This window comes from Caballeronia sp. S22 (assembly GCF_964261745.1).
GTDB classification, from domain to species: Bacteria; Pseudomonadota; Gammaproteobacteria; order Burkholderiales; family Burkholderiaceae; genus Caballeronia; species Caballeronia jiangsuensis.
In genome coordinates, this window is the sequence record NZ_OZ180036.1 from 507637 (window position 1) to 534576 (window position 26940).

25 protein-coding genes and 1 pseudogene are annotated in these 26940 nt (G+C 63.1%); 14 read left to right on the forward strand and 12 right to left on the reverse strand.

Features of this window, described 5'->3' with window-relative positions; genetic code table 11:
• Positions 1-22 precede the first annotated feature (22 nt).
• Entirely contained in the window at positions 23-256 is a 234-nt protein-coding gene (locus ACEN42_RS17435; RefSeq protein ID WP_371881970.1) for a hypothetical protein, read from the forward strand.
• 62 nt (positions 257-318) lie between these two features.
• Here the strand turns inward: ACEN42_RS17435 and pqqA are convergent, their stop codons facing one another.
• From pqqA to ACEN42_RS17455, 4 genes and pseudogenes are all read right to left on the reverse strand, one after another.
• Positions 319-393: a pyrroloquinoline quinone precursor peptide PqqA gene (gene pqqA, locus ACEN42_RS17440; protein ID WP_008353049.1), complete on the reverse strand. Its 75-nt coding sequence runs from the start codon at positions 391-393 to the stop codon at positions 319-321.
• 273 nt (positions 394-666) lie between these two features.
• Positions 667-900 (reverse strand): DUF2795 domain-containing protein, encoded by a 234-nt coding sequence (locus tag ACEN42_RS17445; RefSeq protein WP_371881971.1) that lies wholly within the window; start codon positions 898-900, stop codon positions 667-669.
• An 81-nt stretch (positions 901-981) separates the two neighbouring features.
• A complete protein-coding gene (locus ACEN42_RS17450; RefSeq protein ID WP_371881972.1) occupies positions 982-3903 on the reverse strand; it encodes an EAL domain-containing protein in 2922 nt (973 codons plus the stop codon).
• 175 nt (positions 3904-4078) lie between these two features.
• Positions 4079-5135, reverse strand: a pseudogene (locus ACEN42_RS17455) (GlxA family transcriptional regulator).
• A 57-nt stretch (positions 5136-5192) separates the two neighbouring features.
• Here ACEN42_RS17455 and ACEN42_RS17460 point away from each other — a divergent pair.
• Positions 5193-5882, forward strand: a complete 690-nt coding sequence (locus ACEN42_RS17460; RefSeq protein ID WP_371881973.1) for a DJ-1/PfpI family protein — start codon at positions 5193-5195, stop codon at positions 5880-5882.
• A gap of 57 nt (positions 5883-5939) precedes the next feature.
• Here the strand turns inward: ACEN42_RS17460 and ACEN42_RS17465 are convergent, their stop codons facing one another.
• Both ACEN42_RS17465 and ACEN42_RS17470 read right to left on the reverse strand, forming a co-directional pair.
• On the reverse strand, positions 5940-6362 hold the full coding sequence (locus ACEN42_RS17465; RefSeq protein WP_371881974.1) for a GNAT family N-acetyltransferase: 423 nt from the start codon (positions 6360-6362) through the stop codon (positions 5940-5942).
• Between the two features lie 10 nt (positions 6363-6372).
• Positions 6373-7110, reverse strand: a complete 738-nt coding sequence (locus ACEN42_RS17470; protein ID WP_371881975.1) for an ABC transporter substrate-binding protein — start codon at positions 7108-7110, stop codon at positions 6373-6375.
• Between the two features lie 89 nt (positions 7111-7199).
• Here ACEN42_RS17470 and ACEN42_RS17475 point away from each other — a divergent pair, with 89 nt between their 5' ends.
• The 4 genes from ACEN42_RS17475 (at position 7200) to ACEN42_RS17490 (ending at position 11294) form a co-directional block, all read left to right on the forward strand.
• Positions 7200-7709 carry a cupin domain-containing protein gene (locus ACEN42_RS17475; protein ID WP_371881976.1) on the forward strand — a complete coding sequence of 170 codons (510 nt, stop codon included), beginning with the start codon at positions 7200-7202 and terminating at the stop codon, positions 7707-7709.
• Between the two features lie 55 nt (positions 7710-7764).
• A complete protein-coding gene (locus ACEN42_RS17480) occupies positions 7765-8547 on the forward strand; it encodes an IclR family transcriptional regulator (protein ID WP_371881977.1) in 783 nt (260 codons plus the stop codon).
• Between the two features lie 858 nt (positions 8548-9405).
• Positions 9406-11085, forward strand: coding sequence for an FAD-dependent oxidoreductase (locus tag ACEN42_RS17485; protein WP_371881978.1), 1680 nt, complete (start codon positions 9406-9408; stop codon positions 11083-11085).
• Complete coding sequence (locus tag ACEN42_RS17490; protein ID WP_035503765.1) at positions 11085-11294, forward strand: DUF2783 domain-containing protein; 210 nt, start codon at positions 11085-11087, stop codon at positions 11292-11294. The genes ACEN42_RS17485 and ACEN42_RS17490 overlap by 1 nt, the downstream gene beginning before the upstream one ends.
• On the opposite strand, the gene mobB is transcribed toward ACEN42_RS17490, so the two are convergent.
• Positions 11273-11815 (reverse strand): molybdopterin-guanine dinucleotide biosynthesis protein B, encoded by a 543-nt coding sequence (gene mobB / locus ACEN42_RS17495; protein ID WP_371881979.1) that lies wholly within the window; start codon positions 11813-11815, stop codon positions 11273-11275. The two genes, ACEN42_RS17490 and mobB, sit on opposite strands and share 22 nt — an antisense overlap.
• 172 nt (positions 11816-11987) lie before the next feature.
• Here mobB and ACEN42_RS17500 point away from each other — a divergent pair, with 172 nt between their 5' ends.
• On the forward strand, positions 11988-14510 hold the full coding sequence (locus ACEN42_RS17500; protein ID WP_371881980.1) for an adenosylcobalamin-dependent ribonucleoside-diphosphate reductase: 2523 nt from the start codon (positions 11988-11990) through the stop codon (positions 14508-14510).
• Between the two features lie 49 nt (positions 14511-14559).
• On the opposite strand, the gene ACEN42_RS17505 is transcribed toward ACEN42_RS17500, so the two are convergent.
• From ACEN42_RS17505 to ACEN42_RS17520, 4 genes are all read right to left on the reverse strand, one after another.
• Complete coding sequence (locus tag ACEN42_RS17505) at positions 14560-14709, reverse strand: hypothetical protein (RefSeq protein WP_371881981.1); 150 nt, start codon at positions 14707-14709, stop codon at positions 14560-14562.
• A 33-nt stretch (positions 14710-14742) separates the two neighbouring features.
• Positions 14743-15114: a DUF4148 domain-containing protein gene (locus tag ACEN42_RS17510; protein ID WP_035503716.1), complete on the reverse strand. Its 372-nt coding sequence runs from the start codon at positions 15112-15114 to the stop codon at positions 14743-14745.
• A 188-nt stretch (positions 15115-15302) separates the two neighbouring features.
• Complete coding sequence (locus ACEN42_RS17515) at positions 15303-15833, reverse strand: GNAT family N-acetyltransferase (protein WP_371881982.1); 531 nt, start codon at positions 15831-15833, stop codon at positions 15303-15305.
• Positions 15834-15854: 21 nt separating this feature from the next.
• A complete protein-coding gene (locus ACEN42_RS17520) occupies positions 15855-16865 on the reverse strand; it encodes a LysR family transcriptional regulator (protein WP_371881983.1) in 1011 nt (336 codons plus the stop codon).
• A gap of 219 nt (positions 16866-17084) precedes the next feature.
• Between ACEN42_RS17520 and ACEN42_RS17525 the strand changes: the two genes are divergently transcribed.
• The 5 genes from ACEN42_RS17525 (at position 17085) to ACEN42_RS17545 (ending at position 24323) form a co-directional block, all read left to right on the forward strand.
• The gene (locus ACEN42_RS17525) at positions 17085-17903 is read left to right on the forward strand and encodes an alpha/beta hydrolase (protein WP_035503710.1); all 819 of its coding nucleotides are present in this window, start codon (positions 17085-17087) and stop codon (positions 17901-17903) included.
• 81 nt (positions 17904-17984) lie between these two features.
• Positions 17985-19187 carry an efflux RND transporter periplasmic adaptor subunit gene (locus ACEN42_RS17530; RefSeq protein ID WP_187606152.1) on the forward strand — a complete coding sequence of 401 codons (1203 nt, stop codon included), beginning with the start codon at positions 17985-17987 and terminating at the stop codon, positions 19185-19187.
• 31 nt (positions 19188-19218) lie between these two features.
• On the forward strand, positions 19219-22419 hold the full coding sequence (locus ACEN42_RS17535) for an efflux RND transporter permease subunit (protein WP_371881984.1): 3201 nt from the start codon (positions 19219-19221) through the stop codon (positions 22417-22419).
• Positions 22420-22424: 5 nt separating this feature from the next.
• Positions 22425-23924, forward strand: coding sequence for an efflux transporter outer membrane subunit (locus tag ACEN42_RS17540; protein WP_374191192.1), 1500 nt, complete (start codon positions 22425-22427; stop codon positions 23922-23924).
• A gap of 174 nt (positions 23925-24098) precedes the next feature.
• A complete protein-coding gene (locus tag ACEN42_RS17545) occupies positions 24099-24323 on the forward strand; it encodes a hypothetical protein (RefSeq protein ID WP_371881986.1) in 225 nt (74 codons plus the stop codon).
• Between the two features lie 21 nt (positions 24324-24344).
• Here ACEN42_RS17545 and ppk2 read toward each other — a convergent pair whose 3' ends face one another.
• Positions 24345-25241 carry a polyphosphate kinase 2 gene (ppk2, locus tag ACEN42_RS17550; protein ID WP_035503701.1) on the reverse strand — a complete coding sequence of 299 codons (897 nt, stop codon included), beginning with the start codon at positions 25239-25241 and terminating at the stop codon, positions 24345-24347.
• A 255-nt stretch (positions 25242-25496) separates the two neighbouring features.
• Between ppk2 and lhpI the strand changes: the two genes are divergently transcribed.
• Both lhpI and ACEN42_RS17560 read left to right on the forward strand, forming a co-directional pair.
• Positions 25497-26426: a bifunctional Delta(1)-pyrroline-2-carboxylate/Delta(1)-piperideine-2-carboxylate reductase gene (gene lhpI, locus ACEN42_RS17555; protein WP_371881987.1), complete on the forward strand. Its 930-nt coding sequence runs from the start codon at positions 25497-25499 to the stop codon at positions 26424-26426.
• A gap of 115 nt (positions 26427-26541) precedes the next feature.
• Positions 26542-26853, forward strand: coding sequence for a hypothetical protein (locus tag ACEN42_RS17560; protein ID WP_035503697.1), 312 nt, complete (start codon positions 26542-26544; stop codon positions 26851-26853).
• Positions 26854-26940 lie beyond the last annotated feature (87 nt).

Below are 26940 nucleotides of genomic sequence, written 5' to 3' on the forward strand. Positions count from 1 at the left end.
CCAGATCGAAAGGAGACCTACGATGAGCGATAGTGAAGAGAAGCGCCATCAGCAACCGCATTCGGCGCCTAATCCGAATGCTGCGGAAATCGAACCGGAGAATCGGCGGCTGGATCAGCATCCGCATCAGACGGCGGAAGTGCCCTATGGATCGGGCAATGAACCGGAGGTCGCGGGAAAGGGAGGTTTCGATGCACAGGATGCGGAGCTTCCGCGTCCAGCGAATAAGCATATGGAACCGCTGCAACGCAAATAGAGATCTTCCGATAGCCCCAAAAAACAAAACGGCCACTTTTATGGCCGTTTTGTCATTTCCGATTAGCGGGTGGCTATGTACATCGTGATTTCGAAGCCGAAGCGCATATCGGTGAAACTCGGGGTTTCCCACTTCATAGAGCCTCCTTGTGCTTGATTGGCCAGACGGATGCCGGGCCATTGCGCGGTTCATCTGCTGCGGGCGCCGTGCAAAGCCGCGCATCCTAAATCGACGCTCTTTCATCCTAGCGCGATAACTCATGATGCACGATTAGAAATTGCACCGGCGTTCATTTAATTTATCTATAGCGTCTGCCATCGATCGATTCTGTACAAGGGATTACCCTATACAGACGGTATTGCTCCGATAATAATGCCGCATCGCGATATCCGTTCAAAACTCGTGCGAGATCAGCCCGTACGCATTGCCTCGCGCATCACCGCGTCCGCGCTGTCGAAATGACGATTGGTCATCTTGTCGAGCACGGCGATGACTTCGCCGTCCGCGCCATTGCTTTTTGCCAGGGCCATGAGCTTTTCCTTGCCCATCGGATAATCGGCGCCCTTGAGTGCGCGTGCGATCTCTTCCGGCGGCGGTTCATCCGGATGTCGATGATTCTGCGAATGCGCGGGATGCTGTGCCATTTACGCCTCCTTTCGATTCGACGATAACGCTTACGAATCAGCAACGCGCGTACCCGTCGCGTCTGGAGGCTTATAAGCGGCTTATAGCGCCGCGCTTGCCGTCGTCGAACGCGGCGCGAGCGATGCGCGCGTGAGTGCGTCGAGCGGCAGCGGCTTGTCGAAGAAATAGCCCTGCGCTTGCGCCGCGCCCATGTCGCGCAGCACCGCAAGCGTAGCTGCATCCTCGACGCCTTCCGCGACGAGCGTCAGATCGAGCGATTCGGCCATGCGCACGATGGCCCGCACGATCGCCCGGCTGCGCGGACTTTCGGTCAGTTCGAGAATGAAAGACTTGTCGATCTTCAAACCTGTGAATTGATACTGGTGCACATAGCTGAGCGACGAGAAGCCGGCACCGAAATCATCGAGCACCACGGACATGCCGTTGTCCGCGAGGCGCTGCATCGTGCGACGCGCGAGCGCTGGTTCGGCGACGAGCGCGCCTTCCGTCAACTCGAGACATACGCGCGACGGCGACACGCGATAACGTCGCAATAGCGCGAGCACGTCATCGGCGAATTCAGGGCGCGTCATGCTATAGCTGGAGCAATTCACATGCACCGGCGGCCAGTGCGCAAAATGCGCATTGGAGAGAATCGCCGCAACGCGCTCGAGCATGTAGAGATCGAGCCTGCCGATGAGTCTCAAGCCTTCGACCGAAGGAAGAAACTCGCCCGGCCCGACGAGGCGTCCATCGGGCTGACGCCAGCGTATCAATGCTTCGAGCGCGACGACTTCGCCACTCTTCACATCGACGATAGGCTGAAAGTAGGGCAGCAGTTCGTCGTCGCGCTTGATCGCATTGCGCAGCGCGCCCTCGCGTTCCACCTGGTCCGACACCTGGCGTCGCAGTTCCTGATTGAACACGACGAAGCTGTCGCGGCCCGCGTTCTTCACGCGATACATCGCGGTATCGGCATCGCGCAACAGGTCGGCGGGCTCGGTATGGAACTGACTGTCGGCACTCACGATGCCGATGCTGCACGACGAAAACACCACATGCTCTTCGATATGAAACGGCAGATCGAACGCGGCAAGAATGCGCTTCGCAATCGATACCGCATCGCGCACGTGCGCATTCGGCGAAAGCACGGCGAATTCATCGCCGCCCAGACGCGCGAGCAAATCCGTCGAGCGCAGACAATCGCGCAGACGTGCGGCGGCCTGCACGAGCAGCATGTCGCCGAAGTGATGGCCGAGACTGTCGTTGACGACCTTGAATCGATCGAGGTCGATGAACATCACCGAAAGCTGTTCGTCGCGCGTCTGATAGTCACGCCATGCGCAACGCAACCTCTGCATCAGATGGCTGCGATTGGGCAGGCCCGTCAATGCATCGTGCGAGTTCTCGTAGAGGAGGCGCGCGTTGACATCGTCGAGTTCGCGCGTGCGGGCCTGCACGCGTGCTTCGAGTTCGAGGTTCGCGGCATGCAGCGCTTCGGCGTCGCGACGGCGCGAGAGCGCAGTGTCGATATGGCGCGATACGAAGGTCAGCAATTCCTGATCGCGCAACGAATAGCGCACCAGCGGCGAATAGCTTTGCACGGCGAGCACGCCTCGCACGACGTCGCCATCGAAGAGCGGAATGCCGAGCCACGAGCGCAGGCGCACTTCGCTGTGCTCGATCTCGAACGCGCCTTCTTCGATGAGACGCAATGCTTCCGAATGATCGATGAGCCGCGCGCGCCGCTCGTGAATCACGTATTCCGTGAGGCCGCGCTGATTGCGTCGCGGTGCGGGGCGCTCCTGCACGATCTCATCGACGTAATACGGGAACGACACTTCGCCCGTCTTCGTTTCGAAGAGCGCGATATAGAAGTTGCGCGCATAGAGCAGCTCGCCGACGATGCCGTGCAGGCTGCGAAAGAACTCCATCGTGTCGCCCGGACGGCTGGACAATTCGGCGATCTGATACAGCGCTGCCTGCAAGTGCTCGGAACGCTCGCGCTCCGCGATGCCATGACGCAGCGCCGCGTTGAGCTTCGACAATTCGGAGGTGCGCCGCGCGACCTGCTCTTCGAGATCGGCGCGGTGCAGGATACGGTCGAGCGCCATCGCCACATGGCGCGCGACGACGAGAAAGAGCGCACGGTCCTCGGCGGTGTAGATGCGCGACACGTCGTAGACCTGCATCGCCAGCATGCCGAACACTTCGTCGCTGGCGTTCTTGAGCGGCGCGCCCATCCAGAACTCGGGGCGATCGCCGATGCAATAGAAACGGCCCGCGCGCTCGGCCGCGCAGATATCGGCGGCGGTGATGAAAAGCGGTTGCGCGCTCGTGAGCACCTGACCGGTCATCGATAGATGCGCCGGATTCAGGATGTCGTAGTTCTCTGCCGCGACGACATCGGTATCGATCACATCGACGTAATACGGATACGTGACCCGGCCCGTCTTGCGATCGTAGAGCGCGAGATAGAAGTTCTCTGCGTCGATGAGCGTGCCGAGCCGTTCGTGTACGCCGCGCAGAAAATCGGCGCGCTCGGGCACGGAGCTCGCGAGATAAGCGATTTCATAGAGCACGCGCTGCGTGAGTTGCGCGCGCGCGAGAACATCGGCCTGCACGCGCTCGCCGAGCGTGCGCGCGAGTTCGGCGAGATGCGCGTCGTCGCGATGCGTGACAGGCGCGAGCAGCCAGCCGAGTGCGCTTTCGCCGCGCCCGGTTGGCCACGCATGCCAGCCCTGCGTCGCGCATAGGTCCGCGAGACGTTCTTCCGCGATGTCATGCGGCCATGCCTGCGCGTGGGGCGGCGGTGCATCGCCGCGCCGCTCCAGATGCAATTGCTCGCCCGCGCGATACCACGCCCATTGCTGCGGGCAGCCCGTCGCGGCGGCCTCGCGCAGCAAGGCGTCGATCGATGGCGCGACGCGGGCGAAGACCTTGTCGTCGGTCGCCGTCGCGGCTGCAGGTTTGACCGCGGTTGCGCGGGCAACCTGAGCGTCGTACGCGGGAAACACACTCATCGGCGCTCCAGGCCATATTGTCGCCACGGCGGGCGGTTCTCGTTCAGCGACTGCGTGCGCACGCGGCCCCGGGCGCGCGTCTCAAGCAAACGTTCTAAATGGGGTAACGGCAGCGAGCATACAGGCTTGAGTGCGCGGGACAAAAAAAGCCGGGGCGACGAAACAATATGGGCATTCATGCCGGATGTGCGGCGTCGGCGCGGTCGTGCCCGGTAAATCTCTCGCGATAAGCCTGTGGCGAAACGCCGAGCGAACGCAGAAAACCACGGCGCATGGTTTCCTCGGTGCCGAAGCCGCAGCGCGCGGCGACACGCTTCACAGGCAGCGCCGTATCGCCGAGCAGCCGCCGCGCCGCTTCGAGGCGCATGTGCTCGATCGAACGGGCGGGCGTCGTGCCAGTCTGCGCGCGGTAATGGCGCACGAAGCTGCGCTCGCTCATGCCGACGCGCGCGGCCAGCACGCCGACCGACAAATCCGCCGCCAGGTTTTCGGCGATCCACGCGTGTAACTCGCCGAATCGTTCGCCCGATTTCTGAAGCGACAGCGCCGCGCTGAACTGCGCCTGCCCGCCGGGGCGCTTCAGGAACACGACGAGCTGGCGCGCGACGTCGAGCGCGAGCGCGCGCCCGAGATCGTCCTCGACGAGCGCGAGCGACAGATCGATGCCCGCCGTGACGCCGGCAGACGTCCACACGTCGCCGTCGCGGATGAAGATCGGATCCGGCTCGACATGGACCGACGGAAAGCGCGTGGCGAGTTCCGCGCAGCGCGTCCAGTGCGTGACCGCGCGGCGCGCGTTCAAAAGGCCCGCCGCCGCGAGCAGAAACGCGCCGGTGCAGACCGACGCGGTGCGCCGCGCGTGCGTCGAGCGCGCGCGCACCCAGTCGACCAGTTCGCGGTCATGCACCGCTCTGTGCACGCCCCATCCGCCCGCGACGATCAGCGTGTCGCACGCTTCGTTCGCGTCGGGCAACACGTCGCCGACGAGCCCCAGGCCCGCCGACGCGTTGACCGTGCCGCTTCGCGATACGACGCGCGGACGATACGGCGGCGGCAAGCCCGCTGCCGCCGCCAAATCGTTCGCCGACGCGAACACCTGCAAGGGACCGGCGACATCGAGCAACTGCACGTCAGGGAAGGCGAGCACGTCGATGGTGCGTGGGGCGTCGGTCGGCATAACGGTCTCCCGGAGGAATTGGCGGAAAACGTGGGTTCTGTGTCAACTTCGCCATAGCGTAGCGGCGTAGCATCGGTTCGTCTACTGCATACAATCGACCAAGGAGAAGACGATGACGCTACATATCGGCCTGTTGCTGTTCCCGCGCGTGCAGCAACTCGACATGACCGGCCCCTACGACGTTTTCGCGTCCATGCCCGACGTGAAGGTGCATCTCGTCGCAAAGACGGGCGAACCGGTGAGATCGAGCGCCGGCATGATTCTGACCCCCGACGCGACCTACGCCGATTGCCCCGCGCTCGACGTGTTGTGCGTGCCGGGCGGATCGGGCGTTGGTGACCTGATGGAGGACGAGGCGACGCTCGCGTTCCTTCGCAAGCAGGCGGCGAGTGCGCGATACGTCACGTCGGTTTGCACCGGTTCGCTCGTGCTCGGCGCGGCCGGCCTGTTGCGCGGCAAACGCGCGACGACGCACTGGGCGTATCACGAACTGCTCGCGGAACTGGGCGCCACGCCGGTGCACGGACGTGTGGTGCGCGACGGCAACGTGTTTACCGGCGGCGGCATTACGGCGGGGATCGATTTCGCGTTGACGCTCGCGGCGGAACTCGTCGGCGAACACGAGGCGCAGGCGATTCAACTGCAGATGGAATACGCGCCCGCGCCGCCGTTCGATTCGGGCGATCCGGCGCACGCGCCCGCGGAAGTCGTCAGCGATGTGCGCGAACGGTGCGCGCCATCGCTGGCGCAGCGTGGCGCGGTCACGGCGCGCGTGGCGGAGCGCCTGAAATTGAATGCGTAATGCAAAACGCATCATGCAAGATGGTTCAATGCATGCGTAATGCAAAACGCAAAACGATCAAAACCGCTTCTGCATGAAATAACGTGTCTGGCCGGCGTGAAAATCGGCGAGTTCGCCGAAGGTCTCGTAACCGCGGCGCGCATAGAGTGCGCGCGCCGCGGGGTTGACCGTGTCGAGCCACGCGGCGCGGCAGCCGCGTTTTTTCGCCTCGTTTTCGGCGGCTTCGAGCGCGCGTGCGCCGAGTCCGGCGCCGCGCGCGTCCTCGCGTATCCACAGCCATTTCACGAAGAGCCAGCCCCACGCGGTGTAGCCCGCGAGCCCGCCGAGGAAATCGTCATCGCGGTACAGCGACACGGCTAGATCGCGCTGCTGGCTCGGCCCGAGTCGCGCGCGATTGAATGCGGCGAGGCCGCCCGCGACGTCCTGCTCGAAGGTCGCGTCGATCCAGTCGGTCACCGCGAGCGTGACGTCCGCGCTCATATCGCGTCGCTCAGCTCTGCGCGGCCGGTGCAACCGATGCGCCCTTGATGCCGTGCCGCGAGAGCGCCTCGGCGACGAAGCCCGAGAGTTTCACATCCTCGACGAATTCGCTCAGATAGCGCGCGGCTTCGTCACCGCGCGTCTTCGACAAGCCCATCGCCTGCTGGATCACCATGAAACGTCCGTCGAGAAGACGCAGGCCGGGCGTGCGCGCCGCATCGGCTTCGAGTTGCTGCTTCACGCCTGCCGCGACTTCGAGGTTATCGCGCAGAAACTCTTCGACCACCGTTTGCGACAACGCCGTGCGCACGATCTGCGCATGCTTGATCTCGCGCGTGAGAAAGAGATCGTATGCGCTGCCCTTGCCGACCATGATGCGGTTGCCTTCTCGATCGACGTCTTCGTTGCGCGTGAGCGGCGACGCATCGCGCACGAGATAGCAGCCTTCGATCAGCACGTAAGGCGCGGTGAACGCGATGCCCGCGCCGCGCAGCGGATCGATCGCGAAGAAGCCGATGTCGGCGCCTCCGTTCGTGACGGTTTCGACCGACTCCGCGGCGCGGTCGAACGACGTGAACGCGACGGGTACCCCAAGCCGCGATGCGAGCTCGCGCGCGATATCCACCGATACGCCGCCCGGCTCGCCGCTGCCGGTCCGGTGCGCGAGAATCGGATTGCCGAGATTGATCGATGCGCGCAGCGTGCCCGTCGGCACGAAGGCATTCAGCAAGGAAGAGGAAAGAGTCATGGTGTGAGTCGATTGAATGAAGGGAAGTGGCCACACGAGCAATCCGATGCAGAATACGCGAACCGCAACCGCTCTGGCAAAGGAACGACATGCAACGCACACGCATCGACAGCCGGGAATTGATCGCGCGCCTGAAGCTCGAACCGCATCCCGAAGGCGGATTCTTTCGCGAGACGTATCGCGCGAGCGGCAACGTCACGCGCGAAAACGAAGGCGAATTGCGTTCGGCGTCGACCGCGATCTACTTCCTGTTATGCGACGGCGCGCATTCCGCATGGCATCGCATCCGCTCCGACGAAGTCTGGCATTTTTATGCAGGCGATCCCATCGACGTGCATGTGCTCGATGCGAACGGCACGCTCGTCACGCATCGTCTCGGCAACGCGCTCGAACATGCGGATACGGTGTTTCAGGCGGTCGTCAAAGCGGGCGACTGGTTCGCGGCCGAGTGTCGCGATGAAGAGGGCGCGGCGCTCGTCGGCTGCACGGTCGCGCCGGGCTTCGAGTTCAGCGAGTTCGAACTCGCGGCGCGGGGCACGCTGGAAGCACGTTATCCGCAACATCGCGAACTGATCGCCCGGCTCGGCCCCAAACCATGACGATGCGAGTGCGGTTATCATCGCGCGCATCATCGACAACGACACAAGGTCAGGCATGAGCGGAGTGCGCCGGGGGATTCAATCGATCGAAGTCGGGGGCGCGCTCTTGCGTGCGCTGGTTGATCATGGCGGGCCGATGCTGCTCGGCGATCTCGCCAGGAAGGCGGGCATGCCGTCGGCGAAGGCGCATCCGTATCTCGTGTCGTACGGCAATCTCGGGCTGATTCAGCAGGACGCCGCGACGGGTCGATACGAGCTCGGGCCGTTCGCGTTGCAAATGGGGCTGATCAGCCTGCAGCGCGTCGATCCGGTGCGTCTCGCGATTGCGGAAGTGGGGAACATGACGCCGGGCATCGAGCATACGGTCGCGCTCGCGAGCGCGGGCAGCTATGGACCGACCATCGTGCATATTCAGCAGGCGAGCGTGCCGATCCACGTGACGATGCGCACGGGCACGGTGATGTCGCTGTTGCAGACCGCGACGGGCCGCGCATTCGCCGCTTATCTGCCGCCGATGACGGTCGATGCGCTCGTCGCGATCGAGCGCGCGGGCGCGTTGCAGATCGGTGCCGGGCGTCGGGACTATACGCGCGCGCAGATCGACGCAATGCTCGGCGAAGTGCGTGAGCATGGCATCGCGAGAGCGATCGACGAACCGGTCGCCGGGATTAGCGCGATCAGCGCGCCGGTGTTCGATCACACGCGCAATATCGTGCTTGCGATTACGGCGATTGGACCGAGTGGGTCGTTCGATGGTGCCTGGGATGGGGGCATCGCGAGGGCGCTGCACGCGTGTGCGCTGCGCGTGTCGAAGATGTTGGGGTTTGTTGCGGTCTGATTTTTGGCGAATTTCGAAAGCGACCGTGGGTGTGGTGGGTTTGTTTCGCCGGATCCCGGTTTCGCGGTGGTCTATTAGCACTGCCCCTCCCCGGGGCGGGGGTCACTTTCTTTGCTGCTGCAAAGAAAGTAACCAAAGAAAGCAGCTTCTCACCGCCCGCGGTCACACGCACGTTGGCTATGCTTGCCAGCCCGCGGTGGCCCTCGCCTAAGTGTCGCCCCCATAGGCCCAATCGGGCTTGGCTCGCGCACGGTCTGACTCATCGCACCACAGAACAAACTGGTTCAGCACGAAATAGCTCCGGCCCGCTTCGCGGCCGATGGGTCAATCGGGTTCGCGCGTACTTTCGTGCTAACGCCACCATCTCAACGCGCTGCACATATATTCCGCTTGTTTCCCTTGCATACCCGACGGCAGCGCGTAGCGCTGTGCCGAAGCTATTTGGTGCTGAACCAGCGCGCTCAAACTTCTAGCGCGGCAGACCGTGCGCGAGCCAAGCCCGATGGGGCCTGTGAGGGCGACACTTAGGCGAGTGCCATTGACGGCTGGCAAGCGTGGCCAACGTGCGTGTGACCGCGGGCTTAAACGAGCTGCTTTCTTTGGTTACTTTCTTTGCAGCAGCAAAGAAAATGACTGCCGCCCCGCACAGGGGCAGTGCTAATAAACCGACACGAAACCGGGATCCGGCGCCCCCCACCCCAACCCCGCAAAACGGAACCAACCTACGGGTAAACCTAAATTCAACAATATAAAACAACTTGTACAATGATAAACAACTAACCCAGAGCGAAGCGATTCGCACCCGAGCTGAACGCGTCTTGCAAAGACGACAAAAGGCCCGACGATGGAGACGATCGAATGTCCGTGAACTACGCCAGTCTGCGTTTCGACTACGAGCGCGCACCCGAGCACGATGCGCCCGTGTCATCGCCATATCCCGTCGCCGTGATCGGCGCGGGCCCCGTCGGTCTTGCAACGGCGATCGAACTCGCGCAGCAAGGCGTGCGCACCGTGCTGCTCGACAACGACGACACGGTCTCGACCGGCTCGCGCGCCATCTGCTTCGCCAAGCGCACGCTGGAAATCTTCGATCGCCTCGGCTGCGGCGACAGAATGATAGAGAAGGGCGTGAGCTGGAATGTCGGCAAGGTCTTTCTGCATGACGACCTCGTCTACACGTTCAATCTCCTGCCGGAAACAGGGCATTCGCGGCCCGCGTTCATCAACCTGCAGCAGTATTACGTCGAAGGCTTTCTCGCCGAACGCGCGATGGAGCTCGAGCACCTGCAAACACGCTGGAAGAGCAACGTGACCGGCGTGACGCAGCATGAAGATCACGTCGAATTGCAGGTCGACACGCCCGACGGCACGTATGCGCTCAAAGCGCAGTACGTCGTGGCCGCCGATGGCGCCCGCAGCCCGATGCGCAAGAACCTCGGTCTCGACAGCCACGGCCGCACGTTCAAGGACCGCTTCCTTATCGCCGACGTGAAGATGAAGGCGCCGTTTCCGACCGAGCGCTGGTTCTGGTTCGATCCGCCGTTTCATCGGAATCAATCGGTGCTGCTGCATCGTCAGCCGGATAACGTATGGCGCATCGATTTTCAGCTCGGCTGGGACGCGGACCCCGTCGCGGAGAAAGAGCCCGAGCGTGTGATTCCGCGCGTGAAGGCGCTGCTCGGCGAAGACGCTGAATTCGAACTGGAATGGGTGAGCGTGTACACGTTCTCGTGCCTGCGCATGGATAGCTTCAGGCATGGGCGCATCATTTTCGCGGGCGATTCGGCGCATGGCGTGTCGCCGTTCGGGGCGCGCGGTGCGAACAGCGGCGTGCAGGACGCGGACAATCTCGCGTGGAAGCTGAAGCTCGTCGTGAACGGCGATGCACCGCACACGCTGCTCGACACCTACGCATCGGAACGCGAATACGCCGCCGACGAAAACATCCTCAACTCGACGCGCGCCACCGACTTCATCACGCCGAAGAGCGCAGTATCACGCCTCTTTCGCGACGCGACGCTCAATCTCGCGAAGGATTGCGCCTTCGCGCGGCGCATGGCGAACAGCGGACGTCTTTCGGTGCCGGCGGTGCTGCGCGACTCGCCGCTCAACACGCCCGATGCAAACGGCGACACCTTCGATAGCGCGATGATTCCCGGCGCACCGTGCGGGGATGCGCCCGTGCGCGTCGATGACCGCGATGCGTGGCTCTTGCCTCAGACCCACGGCGGCGCGTTCACAGGCATCTATTTCTGCGGACTCGGTCACGGCCCCGATGTCTGCGCGCAAAGCCTCGCCGCGTTAGCGAACGCGCCGTTGCCCGTGCGCGCGCTGATCGTCGTGCCGCGAGGCATGACCTGCAGCGTGCCGGGCGTCACCGTGATCGAGGATATGGAAGGCATGGTCGCGCATCGCTTCGATGCACGGCCCGGCACGTTCTATCTGCTGCGTCCCGATCAACACGTGTGTGCGCGCTGGCGCGCCTTCGATGCCGCATCGGTTACGGCCGCGGTAAAACGTGCAACCTGCAACGGATGATGAATCGTATGAAGCTCAATCTCGAACTGAATATCGCGGATCACGATGCGTTCTACGAGCGCCTCATCGATACGCACAATGGACTCTCCGACGAAGCGAGCCAGATGCTCAACGCAAAGCTCGTGCTGCTGCTCGCGAATCACATCGGCGATAACGATGTATTGAAGGAAGCGCTGGCGATGGCGCGTCACGGTCTCGCCGCGAGCTGATCCTTCAGCACGATGCCCACGCGTTCGCAGATGAACGTGCCGATGCTCGCGACGTCGTTCAGATCGAGCATCGGCAAGCTCGACTCGATCGCGTCGGCATCGTCGGTTGCAATTGCAACGATCTCCACATCGGTCCTGTAGAGCGGATCGCGGCCCGCCGATGGCCGCACGACTTCGAGCCGCGGCATCGCTTCACGCGCGAATCCTTCGACGATCACGAGGTCCGCGTGCGACAGGCGCGCAGCCAGCGCGGCAAGCGGCGGCTCCGCGTCGCCGTTCAACTCACGCACGATCGCATACCGGTAGGGCGACGCGATCAGCACTTCCCCTGCGCCCGCGCGACGAAAGCGCGCACTGTCCTTGCCCGGCGGCTCCAGTTCGATCGAGTGATGACTGTGCTTGATGACGTTGACCGTGATGCCGCGAGCGCGCAGCCACGGCAACAGCGCTTCGATCAATGTGGTCTTGCCCTGGCCCGAGCGGCCCGAAATGCCGAAGAGCGGCGGATGACGCGAGTTCATGCGTATGGTCGGCTGATTGCTTTGGTTTCGATCAGACGAGTTTAACGGGTCGATGGCGAGCGCGGAGAATTCGCGCTATCGTCGGGCATTGCCTTTGCGGCACTTCACGCCTGCGCGCGCATCGCTTTTCCGACCCCATCGCGCGAGGCGCAGCAATCAAAGGATCTCCGACATGGCAGAAGACAATCCCAGCACCGCTCTCGCACCGCAACAGTTCTCCATCGACGTGATGCTCGAAAAATATGCCAAGGGCGACGAGACGCGCGTCGAGGATATCTATCGCCGCGTGGCGCGCGGTGTCGCACTTGCCGAGCCGAAAGAGGCGCGCGCGAAGATCGAAGCGGAGTTCGTCGATAACTTCAAACGCGGCGCGCTCGGCGCCGGACGCATCATGAGCGCGGCCGGCGCGGGCATCGACGCGACGCTCATCAATTGCTTCGTGCAGCCGGTGGGCGACGCGATACAGAGCGTCGATGCCAACGGTTTGCCGGGCATCTACGTCGCATTGCTGCAGGCCGCCGAGACGATGCGTCGCGGCGGCGGCGTCGGCTATAACTTTTCCGCGATCCGTCCGCGCGGCGCACGCGTGCATTCGACGGGATCGGCGGCATCGGGTCCATGCAGCTACATGGACGTGTTCGATGCATCGTGCCGCACGGTCGAGAGCGCGGGCTCGCGGCGCGGCGCGCAAATGGGCATTCTCGATTGCTCGCATCCCGACCTGCTCGAATTCATCGCGGCAAAACATACGAAAGGGCGCTGGAACAATTTCAATGTGTCGGTCGCGGTGACCGACGAGTTCATGCAGGCCGTCGCCGATGACGCCACCTGGCAACTCGTGCATAAGGCCGAGCCTTCACCGGCGCAGCGCGCGGCCGAGGACATGCATCAGCGCGAGGACAGTCTTTGGGTCTATCGCGAAGTGCGCGCGCGCGAAGTATGGAACACGATCATGCGCTCGACCTACGATGTCGCCGAGCCGGGTGTCGTGTTCATGTCGCGCATGAACGACGATAACAATCTGCGCGCGGTCGAATCGATCCGCGCGACCAATCCGTGCGGCGAACAACCGCTGCCCGCATACGGCTGCTGCAATCTCGGCCCGCTCAATCTCACGCGCTTCGTGCACGATCCGTTCGCGCAGATGCGCGGCGGCGCACCGTCCTTCGACTGGGACGCACTCGCGCGCACGACGCGCACGCAAGTGCGCTTTCTCGACGACGTGCTCGACGTCACGCTCTGGCCGCTCGAGGAGCAGGCGCGCGAGGCGGCCGCGAAACGGCGCATCGGCGTGGGCTTCACCGGCCTCGGCGATACGCTCGTGATGCTCGGCCTGCGCTATGACGCGCAGGAAGGGCGCGACTTCGCTACGCGCGTCGCGCGCACGATGCGTGACGAGGCGTATCGCGCATCGGTCGAGCTCGCGAAAGAGCGCGGCAAGTTTCCGCTGTTCGATGCGAAGCGTTATCTGGAAGAGGGCACGTTTGCCTCCCGCCTGCCCGATGACATCAAGAGCGCGATACGCGAGCACGGCATCCGCAACAGTCATCTGCTGTCGATAGCGCCGACGGGCACCGTGAGCCTCGCGTTCGCGGACAACGCATCGAATGGCATCGAGCCGGCGTTCTCGTGGACCTATCAACGCACGAAGCGCATGGCAGATGGCACGCGTCAGACCTTCCCCGTCGAAGATCATGCGTATCGGCTTTATCGCGAGATGGGCGGCGACGTGAACGCGCTGCCCGAGTACTTCGTCAGCGCACTGGAGATGTCCGCGCACGATCACATGGAGATGATGGCCGCGGTGCAACCGTTCGTCGATACGTCGATTTCGAAGACCGTGAACGTGCCCGCCGATTATCCGTTCGACAAGTTTCAGGATCTTTATTTCGAAGCATGGCGGCGCGGATTGAAGGGGCTCGCGACATACCGGCCCAACGAGACCCTGGGCGCGGTGCTTTCCGTCACGCCCGCCGAAACGCCGAGCGATTCACCGGACCCCGAGCTCGATCTCGATCCGTTGCGCATTGCGATCGATCATCGGCCGAGAGGGGAGTTGCCCGGCATCATCGAGAAGGTCGAGTATCTGACGCAGGCGGGAAAGAAGTCGCTTTATCTCGCGGTGTCGTTCATCGAAGTGACCGGGCGAATCGGCGGCGAGGATGTGACGATCGAGCGGCCCATCGAGTTCTTCATTCCCACGGGGCAGCGCGACGAATCACAGCAATGGATCACGGCGACGATGCGTTCGCTGTCGCTCGCCGCGCGCGGCGGTTTCGCGGCGCGCACGTTGCAGGACATGCGCAAGGTGTCGTGGGATCGCGGGCAAGTGCGTCTCGGCGACGTCGAACGGCTCGACGGACATCGCAGTCCGCGCTGGCACGATTCGGAAGTCGCGGCGCTAGCGTATGCGATCCAGCAGATTCTTTATCGCCGCGGTTTTCTCGACGCAGAAGGAAACCAGGTACCGTCGCGCGTGCTTGCGCGCAAGCGTGCCGATGGCGCGCCGCATCCGGTAGCTGTAGCCGATGAACGCGAAGAGGTATCCGAGGGTATCGCGCGAAGCGAGATCGATCCGCATAGCCTTCCCCTGATGCACGGCCGGAAATGCGCGACGTGTGGTGCCAATGCAGTGATCCGCAAGGATGGCTGCGACTTCTGCACGGCATGCGGCGAAATCGGGGCGTGCGGTTGAGTTGAAGAAAAAAAGGCGCGGGCTTTTGTCCGCGCCTTTCATGTCACGCTCAGTGCGAGCGTTCAGTGCTCTCTTGCTTCGTCTCTTGCACAACCGTTGAAGTATGCGCGGCGTGTTGCTTGAACGGATGCCATACCGGCGTCAGTGCAGGAAGTTCGTCGAGAAGCGAGAACTGATCGAGTGATGTGTTTTCAAACATGATGACCTCTTGAATCTTCTTCTGACGGCGTGATCAGCGCGCCGTTACGTTGCCTTGCGTTGCCGAGCCGTTGGCATACTCGACGATCTCACGGTTGCGCGCTTCCGCCTGCGCCGCATCGCGTGCGCGTTGCTCGCTTTGAGCGGCGACGGCATCGCCCCACATGCTGCGTTCCGGATACGAATTGCGGTTCAATGCGGGCAGAGAACCGTTCGAATAGGCGGCCACGAGTTCGGCGCGAACTTGTGCGCGCGTCTTCGGCGTATCGCTCGAAGTCGCTTGCGTTTGCGTCTGAACCTGATACGTGCCTGCCCGGCCGATGCCCTGACCGCCTTCCGCGAACGCGGTTGTCGTGACGACGGCGGAAATGGCTGCGAGAGAGAACCCCGTGATGAGCTGCTTCATGCTTGCGACTCCTTTCATTCCGATGCTGCGTGCGGGCAAATGCGGATTGCAATTGGCGGATGAGCACGCTGCGTTAGGGATGAATGTAGTCGCGTGGCAGAGGGGGATAAATGCCGTATCAGCGAATAGATTTATCGATTTCGGCGAATAATCGCGTGGAGGCTTGTGGGGCGGGCGTTTGCGCGCCGCTAAGCGAGTTGCTTATGGAAGAAAGTCGTGCCGCAAAACGTGCCGTCGGGCATCAATGCATAGTTCGGCACGACGCCCACACGCTGCCATCCCGCGCGTTCATAGAGGCGCTCGGCATCGCCGCCGGTAACGGTATCGAGCACGAGAACCGACTTGCCCGCGGCGCGCGCCGCTTCGTCGGCGGCGATCAACAGACGCTGTGCAATGCCGCGTCGCCGTGCCCGACGCGCGACGAGCATCTTCGCGACATCCGCGCGATGCGGCTGATTCTCGGGCTGATCGGTGACGATCTGCACCGTGCCCAATACATGCCCTTCGGCGTTCTCCGCAACGAGCAGGATGCGTTCGTCACGCGCGATGCCGTGCATCACGCGTGTCCAGAATTCGATAGCTGTCGCACGCGAGATCGGCAGCATGAAACTGATCGACGCGCCCCCTTCGACGCAATCGATCAGCACGCCCGCCAGCGCTTCCACATACCCCGATGCTTCGTTCGCGCCGACGCGGCGCACGGTGATGTTGTCGTTCATCGTTGGTCTTGTGCAAAGCCGCTATGCAATGACATCCTCTGTGCCCGCAACCTCCGGCGTGCCATGCCGCACGATCGTGGGCGATGCCGTGCTCGTCGGCAGGCAGCGTTCTTCCGCATCCTTCTGGCCTTGCAGAAGCGGGCAGCGTTCGAACAACTCGGCTGCCCAGTCGACGAACACGCGCACCTTCGGCGACAGATGCCGGTTATGCGGATATACCGCGGAAATAGGCATCGGCAGCGGATTCCATTGCGGCAGCACTTCGACGAGCTCGCCCGCGCGCAGATGCGGCAACGCCATGAAGCGCGGCACCTGAATGATGCCGACGCCCTTCAGCCCGCAACTCAGATACGCTTCGGCGTCGTTCACCGCGATCATGCCGCGCATCTTCACTTCGATGGTCTCATCGTCGATGACGAAGTCCATATCCATGACGCGCCCGGTGCGGCTCGAAAAATAATTCACCGCCGTGTGATTCTGCAAATCCTCGATCGTTTTCGGCGTGCCGTTGCGTTCGAGATATTGCGGGGCCGCCACCGTCACGCCCTGAAACACGCCGATGCGGCGCGCGACGAGACTCGAATCCTGCAGCGTGCCCACCCGAATCACGCAGTCGACGCCTTCCTGGATGAGATCGACCGGTTTGTCGCCGAAGCCCATCATGAGTTCGATATCCGGGTAACGCGTATGGAAATCGCATAGCTGCGGCATCACGATGAGCCGCCCGATCGCGCCCGGCATATCCACGCGCAGCTTGCCGTGCGGGCCCTTGCCATTGTTCGAGAACGAGCCTTCCGCTTCCTCGATATCCGCGAGGATGCGCACGCAGCGCTCGTAATACGCGGCGCCGTCGGGCGTGGGATTGAGCCTGCGCGTCGTGCGCTGGAGCAGGCGCACGTTCAGATGCGCTTCCAGATTCTGGATGATCGTCGTGACTGAGGCGCGCGGCAGATTGAGCGTGTCCGCTGCGCGCGAAAAGCTGTTGGTGTCGACGACGCGGGTGAAGACCTGCATTGCTTGTAGCCGATCCATGTTCTCTCACCTTCTTTACTTAGCGTCGCAACTATTTAAGCGAGCGCTAAAAAAATAGCCGGATAAACAATCGCAAGGGATAACCACGATTGTTCGGTGCGACCGAATTGTGTTGCCGGATTATAGGCATTTATTAAAAAAGGCGCGGACTCCAGAATTCGCAGCATCGCAACTCATGCGTGAAGGCCTTGCAGCACGGGCCATGCACCGAGAATAACCATGGCATCACTGTTGGATCTGGAGTCGAGCCCCCGTTTGTGCATCGAAGATGTGCACATCATGGGACACGCGCAGCCGATCACGCTGCGCAGCTATCGTCCCGCATCGGATGGCACGGTGCTGCCCATCGTTCTTTACTTCCACGGCGGCGGTTTTATTCGCGGCGGACTCGATGACGCGGACACCGCCGCTGCGACCATTGCCCGCGATACGCCCGCGTGGGTCGTATCGGTCGGCTATTCGCTCGCGCCGAAGTTTCCGTTCCCCGCCGCGCCCGAAGACGGTTATCGCGCGGCGCAATGGGCCGTTGCGAATGCCCGCGCGCAGCGTGCGGACCCGCAGCGTATCGGCGTTGCCGGTCACGACGCGGGCGGCAATCTCGCGACCTGCGTCGCCGCCATCGCACGTGATCGTGGCGATATTCGCATGTCCGCGCAAGCGCTGCTCGCACCGCTGCTCGATCCGAGCATGACGCGCCTCGCCGACGAACGCAAAGTGCTGTGCCCCGATTTCGAAGCGTGCGAATGCGCGCAGTGGTATCGCGCTTATCTGCCGAATCCTTCGCAACGCCTGCATCCGTATGCCGCGCCGCTCGAATCGCGCCGTCTCGGTGGCCTGCCTCCCGCCATCATCGCGAGCGCCGAGCACGATCTGCTGCATATCGAAGCGGAAAAATACGCGGGCGAACTGATCGCCGCGGGCGTGCCGACCGAAGTGACGCGTCATGGCAAGACCTCGCATCAGGCGCTCGCCGCGCATCCCGATGCGCTCGCCGACGTCGTCGTGTTCTTCAGAAAACGGCTGGCGCGCGCGAAGTAAGCGCTGAAGTTAAGCGCAAGAAACGGCACGCCACGCACGCACCACACAACAACAATCTCAAATCAACCGGAGCCTCTCACCATGTCTTTCACTCGCAAACGCATCTACGCCGCGCTAGGCGCGACGCTGATCATCGTTGGCGCGGGCGGATACACCGCCTGGCGCGGTCACGGCGACTCAGCGATGAACGAAGCCAAAGCCGCCGCCCACAGTCCGACCGCAACGGAAGTGGATGTCGCGGCCGTGGTGTCGAAGACCATCACCGACTGGCAGAGCTATTCGGGCCGTCTCGAAGCGGTCGATCACGTCGACATTCGCCCGCTCGTGCCGGGCACGATCGTCGCGGTGCATTTCAAGGACGGCCAGCTCGTGAAGAAGGGCGATGCGCTCTTCACGATCGACCCGCGTCCGTATGAAGCCGAAGTGGATCGCGCGCAGGCGCAGCTCGCGGCAGCGCAGGCGCGCAACGGCTACACGTCGACGGATGCGGCGCGCGCGGAACGGCTGCTCGCCGATAACGCGATCGCCAAGCGCGACTACGACGAGAAGCAGAACGCCGCGCGCGAGGCCGTCGCGAACCTGAAGGCCGCGCAGGCTGCGCTCGAAACCGCGAAGATCAATCTCACTTACACGCATATCGTCGCACCGGTCGCGGGACGCGTGTCGCGCGCGGAGCTCACGGTGGGCAACATCGTGTCGACGGGTGCGAATGCGCCGTTGCTGACGACGCTCGTGTCCGTGTCGCCGATCTACGCATCGTTCGATGTCGATGAACAGACGTACTTGCGTTATCTCGGCCGCGATGCGGGCAGCGCGGTGCCGGTGTCGCTCGGTCTCGCGAACGAGGACGGCTATTCGCGCGAGGGTGTCGTCGATTCCGTCGATAACCGGCTCGATACGACCTCGGGCACGATCCGCGTGCGCGCACGTTTCAACAACCCGGACGGCACGCTCGTGCCGGGTCTCTATGCGCGCGTGAAAGTGGGCGGCGGCACGCCGCACCCGGCCGTGCTCGTGGAAGACGAAGCCATCGGCACCGATCAGGACAAGAAGTACGTGATGGTCGTCGACAAGGACAACCGCGTGCAGTACCGCGAGGTGACGATCGGTCAGACGCATGAAGGATTGCGTGTCATTTCGAAGGGCCTGCAGCCGGGAGAGCGCATCGTCGTCAATGGCCTGCAGCGCGTGCGTCCCAACGATGTGATCAAGGCCAACAACGTCGCGATGAACGATAGCGGCGCTGCACCCGCGCCCGCCGTGAAGACGGCATCCACGCAGTGATGCGCGTCATCCGCAACAGACAGAATCCGTCATGAACATATCCAAATTTTTCATCGACCGTCCGATCTTCGCGGGCGTGCTATCGGTGGTCGTGCTGCTCGCGGGCATCATCGCGATGTTCAAGCTGCCGATCTCCGAGTATCCGGAAGTCGTGCCGCCTTCGGTCGTCGTGCATGCGCAGTATCCCGGCGCGAACCCGAAGGTGATCGCGGAGACCGTGGCCTCGCCGCTGGAAGAGCAGATCAACGGCGTCGAGGACATGCTCTACATGCAGTCGCAGGCCAATAGCGACGGCAACCTCACGACCACGGTCACGTTCAAGCTCGGCACCGATCCGGACAAGAACACGCAGCTCGTGCAGAACCGCGTGAACCAGGCTTTGCCGCGTCTGCCGCAGGACGTGCAGCGTCTCGGCGTGACGACGATCAAATCCTCGCCGACGCTGACGATGGTGGTTCACCTGAACTCGCCCAACGGACGTTACGACATGACGTATCTGCGCAACTATGCGCTGATCAACGTGAAGGACCGGCTCGAACGCATCGCCGGCGTGGGCGAAGTGCAGTTGTGGGGCTCGGGCGATTACTCGATGCGCGTATGGCTGGATCCGCAGAAGGTCGCGCAGCGCGGCATGACGGCGACCGATGTCGTCAACGCGATCCGCGAGCAGAACGTGCAGGTCGCGGCCGGCGTGATCGGCGGTTCGCCGACGCTGCCCAACGTGCCGCTGCAACTGAACGTGAATGCGCGCGGCCGTCTCACGAGCGAGTCGGAGTTCCGCGACATCGTGCTGAAGACGTCGCCGGATGGCGCAGTGACGCATCTCTCCGATGTGGCGCGCGTCGAACTCGCCGCATCGGAATATGGCTTGCGCTCGTTGCTCGACAACAAGTCGGCGGTTGCGATCGCAATCAATCAGCAGCCGGGCGCGAACTCGCTGCAAATCTCCGACGAAGTCCGCAAGACGATGAAGGAGCTGAAGGCCGACATGCCGGCGGGCCTCGAATATCAGATCGTCTATGACCCGACGCAGTTCGTGCGTTCGAGTATCGAAGCGGTGATCCACACGCTCGCGGAAGCGATCGCGCTGGTGGTGCTCGTGGTGATCGTGTTCCTGCAAACATGGCGCGCGTCGATCATTCCGTTGCTCGCGGTGCCGGTATCGATCGTCGGTACGTTCTCGCTGTTGCTCGCGTTCGGCTTCTCGATCAACGCGTTGTCATTGTTCGGGATGGTGCTTGCAATCGGTATCGTCGTCGACGATGCGATCGTGGTCGTCGAAAACGTGGAGCGCAACATCGAGTCGGGGTTATCGGCGAGAGACGCGACGTATCAGGCGATGCGAGAGGTGAGCGGGCCGATCATCGCGATTGCGCTGACGCTGGTCGCCGTGTTCGTGCCGCTCGCGTTCATGTCGGGTCTCACGGGCCAGTTCTACAAGCAGTTCGCGATGACCATCGCCATCTCGACGGTGATCTCCGCGTTCAACTCGCTGACGCTGTCGCCCGCACTCGCGGCGATGCTGCTGAAGGGCCACGACGAGCCGAAGGACTGGCTCACGCGAGGCATGGACCGCGTGTTCGGCGGCTTCTTCCGCGGCTTCAACAAGGTGTTCCATCGCGGCTCGGATGCGTACGGCAAGGGCGTGAAGAGCGTCATCAATCGCAAGGCAGTGATGATGGCCGTGTATGCCGTGCTGCTCGCCGGCGCCGTGCTGATGGGCAAGGTCGTGCCGGGCGGTTTCGTGCCCGCGCAGGACAAGGAGTATCTGATCAGCTTCGCGCAATTGCCGAACGGCGCATCGCTCGATCGCACCGAAGGCGTGATCCGTCAGATGTCGGATATCGCGCTCAAGCAGCCGGGCGTGGAAAGCGCGGTGGAGTTTCCGGGCTTGTCGGTGAACGGCTTCACCAACTCGTCGAGCGCGGGCATCGTGTTCGTCACGTTGAAGCCCTTCAAGGAGCGCGTGCATGACAAGGCGCTGTCCGCGAATGCCATCGCGGGCGCGCTGAATCAGAAGTACGCGGGCATCAAGGGCTCGTTCATCGCCGTGTTTCCGCCGCCGCCGGTCCTCGGTCTCGGCACGCTCGGCGGCTTCAAGATGCAGCTCGAGGATCGTGGCGCGCTCGGCTATGCGGCACTCGCCGATGCGACCCAGGCGTTCATCAAGCGCGCATCGCAGACGCCCGAACTCGGACCTACGTTCTCCAGCTATCAGATCAACGTGCCGCAGTTGAATGTCGATCTGGATCGCGTGAAGGCGAAGCAACTGGGCGTATCCGTGACCGACGTGTTCGACACGATGCAGGTGTATCTCGGCTCGCTCTACGTGAACGACTTCAATCGCTTCGGACGCGTGTATCAGGTGCGCGTGCAGGCGGATGCGCCGTTCCGTGCGAATCCGGAAGACATCGGCTTGCTGAAGACGCGCAACGCGAATGGCGACATGGTGCCTTTGTCGTCGCTCGTGAAGGTGACGCCGACGTATGGCCCCGAAATGGTCGTGCGCTACAACGGCTACACCGCCGCGGATATCAACGGCGGGCCGGCTCCGGGTTATTCGTCGGGGCAGGCGCAGGCTGCGGCGGAACGCATCGCGGCGGAAGTGCTGCCGCGCGGGATCAAGTTCGAATGGACCGATCTCACGTATCAGCAGATCCTCGCGGGCAACGCGGCGCTGTGGGTGTTCCCGATCAGCGTGCTGCTCGTGTTCCTCGTGCTCGCCGCGCTGTATGAAAGCCTGACGCTGCCGCTCGCGGTGATCATGATCGTGCCGATGAGCATTCTGTCCGCGCTGCTCGGCGTATGGCTCACCGATGGCGACAACAACATCTTCACGCAGATCGGTTTGATGGTGCTGGTGGGCTTGTCGGCGAAGAACGCGATCCTGATCGTCGAGTTCGCACGCGAGCTGGAGATGCAGGGCCGCTCCATCGTGCAGGCCGCGATCGAGGCAAGCCGGCTGCGTCTGCGCCCGATCCTGATGACGTCCATCGCGTTCATCATGGGTGTGGTGCCGCTCGTGCTGTCGACGGGCGCGGGCTCGGAGATGCGCCACGCAATGGGCATTGCGGTGTTCTTCGGCATGCTGGGTGTGACGCTCTTCGGTCTGATGCTGACGCCGGTGTTCTACGTGATCCTGCGCAAGCTCTCCCGCACCGAGCACGTGACGGACAAGCACGGCTCGCATCCGCAGATGCGCGGTATCGGTGCCTCCTACGAGGCGCAATGAGGTCGATGATGAGTAAGCTACATGTTTTATCGAGTCTGATGGCCACGCTGTTGCTGGTGGCGGGCTGCTCGCTCGCGCCCACTTACGAGAAGCCCGACGTCAACGCGCCGTCCGCGTACAAGGAAACGCCGCAGAAGACGCTCGACGCATCGGAAGCGGGCACGTGGAAGACGGCGCAGCCTTCGGAAGAGATGATGCGCGGCGAATGGTGGACGATCTTCGACGACGCCGCGCTCAACGATCTGGAAAAGCAGGCGCAGGACGCGAACCAGAACCTGAAGGCGGCAGCGGCGCGCGTGAAGGAAGCGCGCGCGATCAACCAGACGGCGCGCGCAGGCCTCTTCCCGACGCTCGATGCGGGCTTCGGCCCGACGCGAGAGAAGTTCTCGCCGGCATCGCAATTCCTGCCTGCCGATGGCAACGTGCCCGCGCAGACGCTGTGGCGCGCGCAGGCGAGCGCGTCGTATGAAGTGGATCTGTTCGGCCGCGTGGCGGACTCGGTGCGGGCCGCGAACGCGGACACGGAGCAGAGCGAGGCCTTGTTCCGCTCCGTGCAGCTCGCGTTGCAGGCGGATGTCGCGCAGAACTACTTCAATCTGCGCGAACTCGATGCCGAGACGGATGTCTTCACGCGCACCGTGCAGTTGCGCGAGGAAGCGCTGAAGCTCGTGCAGCGCCGCTATACCGAAGGCGATATCAGCGAACTCGACGTTGCGCGCGCCAAGTCGGAACTCGCGACGGCGCGCTCGGATGCGATGACGGTGCAACGTCTGCGCGCGGCATCGGAACATAGTCTCGCCGTGCTGCTCGGCAAGGCGCCCGCCGAGTTCTCGGTGGCCGCGAACCCGCTCAAGCCGGTGACGGTGCGCGTGCCGCCGGGGCTGCCATCGGCGCTGCTTGAACGTCGTCCGGATGTCGCGTCGGCGGAACGCGCGATGGCGGCGGCGAATTCGCGTATCGGCGTGGCGAAGGCGGCGTTCTTCCCGTCGCTGACGCTGACGGGCTCGGGCGGCTTCGAATCCGCGACGCTCGGCGATCTCTTCAAGTGGTCGAGCCGCACGTTCCTGCTCGGGCCGTTCGCGGGCACGGCGCTGAACATCCCGATCTTCGATGGCGGCCGTCGCAAGGGCAATCTCGCGAATGCGCGTGCGGTGTATGAAGAGGACGTCGCGAGCTATCGTCAGCAGGTGCTCGTCGCGTTCCGCGAGGTGGAGGACAACCTTTCGGATCTGCGCATCCTCGAAGACCAGACGGCGACTCAGGACGATGCCGTGAAAGCATCGGTGCGCGCGGCGCAGCTTTCGCGCACGCAGTACACTGAAGGCGCGGTGAACTACCTCGACGTAATCGACGCGGAGCGCACCGTGCTGCAGACGCAGCGCGCGTCGGTGCAGTTGCGGGGCACGCAGGCGGTATCGACGGTCAATCTGATCCGCGCGTTGGGCGGCGGCTGGGGCGATGCGAAGCCTACGCCGGTGCCTGAGCCGAGTCTCGCTCAGAAGTGATGTGAACATGGCCCTGCACCGCGCAGGGCCATTTCGTTAATGCGCCCGCTGAAAAGACAGATCGAAGAGACCGCCCCGATTGTTCGTCTCACGGAACATATGTCTTCACCTTCCGAGCGTTTATCCGCAGGGCTCCAATCCTTAAAATTCTATTCATGGGATAGGGAGCCGAAGATGAAAGACTTGATCGCAAAACAACTGTATCAGCCGGCGGTGGTGCTGCCACTGCTGCTGTTGACGCGCCTGATGGTCACGCTCGACTTCAATCTCGCGCAGGTGGTGTTCGTGATGATGCTCAAGGGTTCGCAGCACGCATATCAGTTCGCGCTGCGCCACACCGTGGCGCGTCAGCGCAGCAATGTCGCCGTGAAGCATGTCCCGTGCAACAACTGCTGCTGACCCGCGCCGCGTCGTCGAACTTCAATAGATCTCGGGAACGTACATTTCATCCGGCACGGGCTGGCGCAGATAATCGGGATTGAACACGCGATCGGGCAGTTCGATAGGCTGATGTTCGATCTCGTGATACGGCACCTGGCTCAACAGGTGATGAATGCAGTTCAGGCGCGCACGCTTCTTGTCGACGGCCTGCACGACCCACCACGGCGCTTCCGGAATGTGCGTGCGCTGAAGCATGACTTCCTTGGCCGCCGTGTACGCCTCCCAGCGGCGGCGGCTTTCCAGATCCATCGGGCTCAGCTTCCACTGCTTGAGCGGATCTTCGATACGCGCCTCGAAGCGCACTTCCTGTTCGTCGTCGGTGATCGAGAACCAGTACTTGACGATCTGGATGCCACTGCGCACCAGCATCTTCTCGAATTCGGGAACCGAGCGGAAAAATTCCTCATACTCTTCGTCGGTGCAGAAGTTCATCACGCGCTCGACGCCCGCGCGGTTGTACCAGCTTCGATCGAACAGCACGATTTCGCCCGCCGCGGGCAAGTGCGAGACATAACGCTGGAAATACCACTGCGTGCGTTCGCGATTGTTCGGTGCGGGGAGCGCCGCCACGCGGCACACGCGCGGATTCAGCCGCTGCGTGATGCGCTTGATCGCGCCGCCTTTGCCCGCCGCATCGCGTCCCTCGAACAGCACGACGAGACGATGCCCCTTGTTCACGACCCAGTCCTGCAGCTTCACGAGTTCGCCCTGCAGACGGAACAGCTCGCGGAAATAGGTCTTGCGCAAGACCCGCTCTTCTTCCGAGAAGGTCGATTCGCCGTCCAGGAAGCGATCATCCACCTCCATCTCGAACTCTTCGTCATAGCTGTCGATGATGTCGGCATGGAAGCGGCGCTGTTTTTCCGTCTGATTCATGAAGGGCTCCGTGGCGTTCTTGGGCTGCCGTCGTCGGGATGACCGGTCGGCGCGGGCGGCGCGATTATGACGCTATTCGATGGCAGTCGTATGACAACGGCCGATTCAGGCATTGTAGAAAGCGGCACGCGCGGGCTCAAATCCGGTTGGCCGCTTTGTGACAAGGCGCCGCGCGCCGTTAGAATGTTCCGGCATTTCGATGGCATGCCGATGGCACATTCAACCGCACCTCAACATCCACAGCGAGCGAACACGATGACCGCAACGATCCAGAGTTTCGACGAAGCCCAAACCGCGCGCCTCGTGCCTTATGACCGGCTCGTGGACACGCTCGCCGCGACGATGCTCGATTACGCGGCCGGCCGCATCGTGAGTCCGGAGCGCATGGTCGTGCCGATCGAGGGCGGCGTCATGCTGTCGATGCCCGCGAGCGCCGCCGATATCGCGATGCACAAGCTCGTGAACGTGTGCGCCGGCAATGGCGCGCGCGGCCTGCCGACGATTCACGGTCAGGTCACCGCATACGACGCCGCGACGGGCGTGCCGCAATTCATGCTCGACGGTCCCACGGTGACGGGGCGGCGCACGGCGTCGGTGTCGATGCTCGCGATCCGCGCGCTTCATGCCGCCGCGCCGCGCGAAGTGCTCGTGATCGGCACGGGCAAGCAGGCGGCGTATCACGTCGAGGCGCTCGCCGCCGTTTATCCGGATGCGAGCATTCGCGTGCAGGGCTCGCGTCCCGGACGCGCCCGCGAGTTTTGCGCCGCGCACGCGTCGGCTTCGGGCAGTCTCGCCGCGCTCGACGACGCCGCGATCCCCGATTCGATCGATGTCGTCATCGCCGCGACCACGAGCAAGACGCCCGTCTACACGATGCCCGCGCGTGCGGGGCGGCTCGTGATCGGCGTGGGCGCCTTCACCGCCGATGCCGCCGAGATCGCCGCCGCGACCGTCCACGCGAGCGAGCTTTATGTCGATGACCTCGCGGGCGCGCGTCACGAAGCGGGCGACTTCATTCTCGCGGGCGTCGACTGGAACGCGGTGCATGCGCTCGCCGAAGCGCTCGCCGCTCCGAAAAAGGCCAAGCGTCCCGTGGCGTTCAAATCGGTCGGCTGCGCGGCGTGGGATCTCGCGACGTGTCGCGTCGCGCGCGCGGATTTGTCGGAGGAAAACGGCGCGCCCTGAAAGTTCGGTTGGAACGGTACTTGCTGACGGTTTGCTTAATGATAGAGGCGCAACGGCGTCACGAGATAAACGGCGCAGGCCATGCGCCAAAGCAATCGAGCCAGCGAACTGACCCATGAAAAGTCGATACGACAGCAAGTGGCACCCATGGATTCCGGCGCACGACGACGGTGGCGAAGGTGCGGGCGCAAACCGAAAGGCGCTTCCGCACGCGAGCGCCTCGCCCCCTGCGGCTTACTTCATCTCCGTGCTGGAGCTTGCAACAGGCGAAAAACTCGGCAGCGACGAGCGTGTGCGCGCCGTCGCGATGCTCGAATCGCAGTTCGGCGAGGGCCGGCCGCGCACGCTGAAAGAAGCGGTGCGTATCTGCGCGGCGGCGATCGATTCATCGACGTTGCAGCGCATGGCGCGCGGCGCAAAGGCCTGAAAAAAGGTCCGATAAAACGACGAGTCCGAAGCGCGCTTTTTTCACACGCTTGTAAAACGCGCGTGCTCGCCGAAAAACGCGCGATCG

Bases quoted from the DNA above. Each gene is read 5' to 3' on its own strand.
- ACEN42_RS17470 (WP_371881975.1), bottom strand. From the start codon at position 7,110: ATGACTCTTTCCTCTTCCTTGCTGAATGCCTTCGTGCCGACGGGCACG.
- ACEN42_RS17530 (WP_187606152.1), top strand. From the start codon at position 17,985: ATGTCTTTCACTCGCAAACGCATCTACGCCGCGCTAGGCGCGACGCTG.
- ACEN42_RS17490 (WP_035503765.1), top strand. From the start codon at position 11,085: ATGAATCGTATGAAGCTCAATCTCGAACTGAATATCGCGGATCACGAT.
- ACEN42_RS17510 (WP_035503716.1), bottom strand. From the start codon at position 15,114: ATGAAGCAGCTCATCACGGGGTTCTCTCTCGCAGCCATTTCCGCCGTC.
- ACEN42_RS17505 (WP_371881981.1), bottom strand. From the start codon at position 14,709: ATGTTTGAAAACACATCACTCGATCAGTTCTCGCTTCTCGACGAACTT.
- ACEN42_RS17445 (WP_371881971.1), bottom strand. From the start codon at position 900: ATGGCACAGCATCCCGCGCATTCGCAGAATCATCGACATCCGGATGAA.
- ACEN42_RS17540 (WP_374191192.1), top strand. From the start codon at position 22,425: ATGATGAGTAAGCTACATGTTTTATCGAGTCTGATGGCCACGCTGTTG.
- mobB (WP_371881979.1), bottom strand. From the start codon at position 11,815: ATGAACTCGCGTCATCCGCCGCTCTTCGGCATTTCGGGCCGCTCGGGC.
- ACEN42_RS17480 (WP_371881977.1), top strand. From the start codon at position 7,765: ATGAGCGGAGTGCGCCGGGGGATTCAATCGATCGAAGTCGGGGGCGCG.
- ACEN42_RS17475 (WP_371881976.1), top strand. From the start codon at position 7,200: ATGCAACGCACACGCATCGACAGCCGGGAATTGATCGCGCGCCTGAAG.
- ACEN42_RS17515 (WP_371881982.1), bottom strand. From the start codon at position 15,833: ATGAACGACAACATCACCGTGCGCCGCGTCGGCGCGAACGAAGCATCG.
- ppk2 (WP_035503701.1), bottom strand. From the start codon at position 25,241: ATGAATCAGACGGAAAAACAGCGCCGCTTCCATGCCGACATCATCGAC.
- ACEN42_RS17460 (WP_371881973.1), top strand. From the start codon at position 5,193: ATGACGCTACATATCGGCCTGTTGCTGTTCCCGCGCGTGCAGCAACTC.
- lhpI (WP_371881987.1), top strand. From the start codon at position 25,497: ATGACCGCAACGATCCAGAGTTTCGACGAAGCCCAAACCGCGCGCCTC.
- ACEN42_RS17465 (WP_371881974.1), bottom strand. From the start codon at position 6,362: ATGAGCGCGGACGTCACGCTCGCGGTGACCGACTGGATCGACGCGACC.
- ACEN42_RS17450 (WP_371881972.1), bottom strand. From the start codon at position 3,903: ATGAGTGTGTTTCCCGCGTACGACGCTCAGGTTGCCCGCGCAACCGCG.
- ACEN42_RS17500 (WP_371881980.1), top strand. From the start codon at position 11,988: ATGGCAGAAGACAATCCCAGCACCGCTCTCGCACCGCAACAGTTCTCC.
- ACEN42_RS17535 (WP_371881984.1), top strand. From the start codon at position 19,219: ATGAACATATCCAAATTTTTCATCGACCGTCCGATCTTCGCGGGCGTG.
- ACEN42_RS17485 (WP_371881978.1), top strand. From the start codon at position 9,406: ATGTCCGTGAACTACGCCAGTCTGCGTTTCGACTACGAGCGCGCACCC.
- ACEN42_RS17545 (WP_371881986.1), top strand. From the start codon at position 24,099: ATGAAAGACTTGATCGCAAAACAACTGTATCAGCCGGCGGTGGTGCTG.
- ACEN42_RS17435 (WP_371881970.1), top strand. From the start codon at position 23: ATGAGCGATAGTGAAGAGAAGCGCCATCAGCAACCGCATTCGGCGCCT.
- ACEN42_RS17525 (WP_035503710.1), top strand. From the start codon at position 17,085: ATGGCATCACTGTTGGATCTGGAGTCGAGCCCCCGTTTGTGCATCGAA.
- ACEN42_RS17560 (WP_035503697.1), top strand. From the start codon at position 26,542: ATGAAAAGTCGATACGACAGCAAGTGGCACCCATGGATTCCGGCGCAC.
- ACEN42_RS17520 (WP_371881983.1), bottom strand. From the start codon at position 16,865: ATGGATCGGCTACAAGCAATGCAGGTCTTCACCCGCGTCGTCGACACC.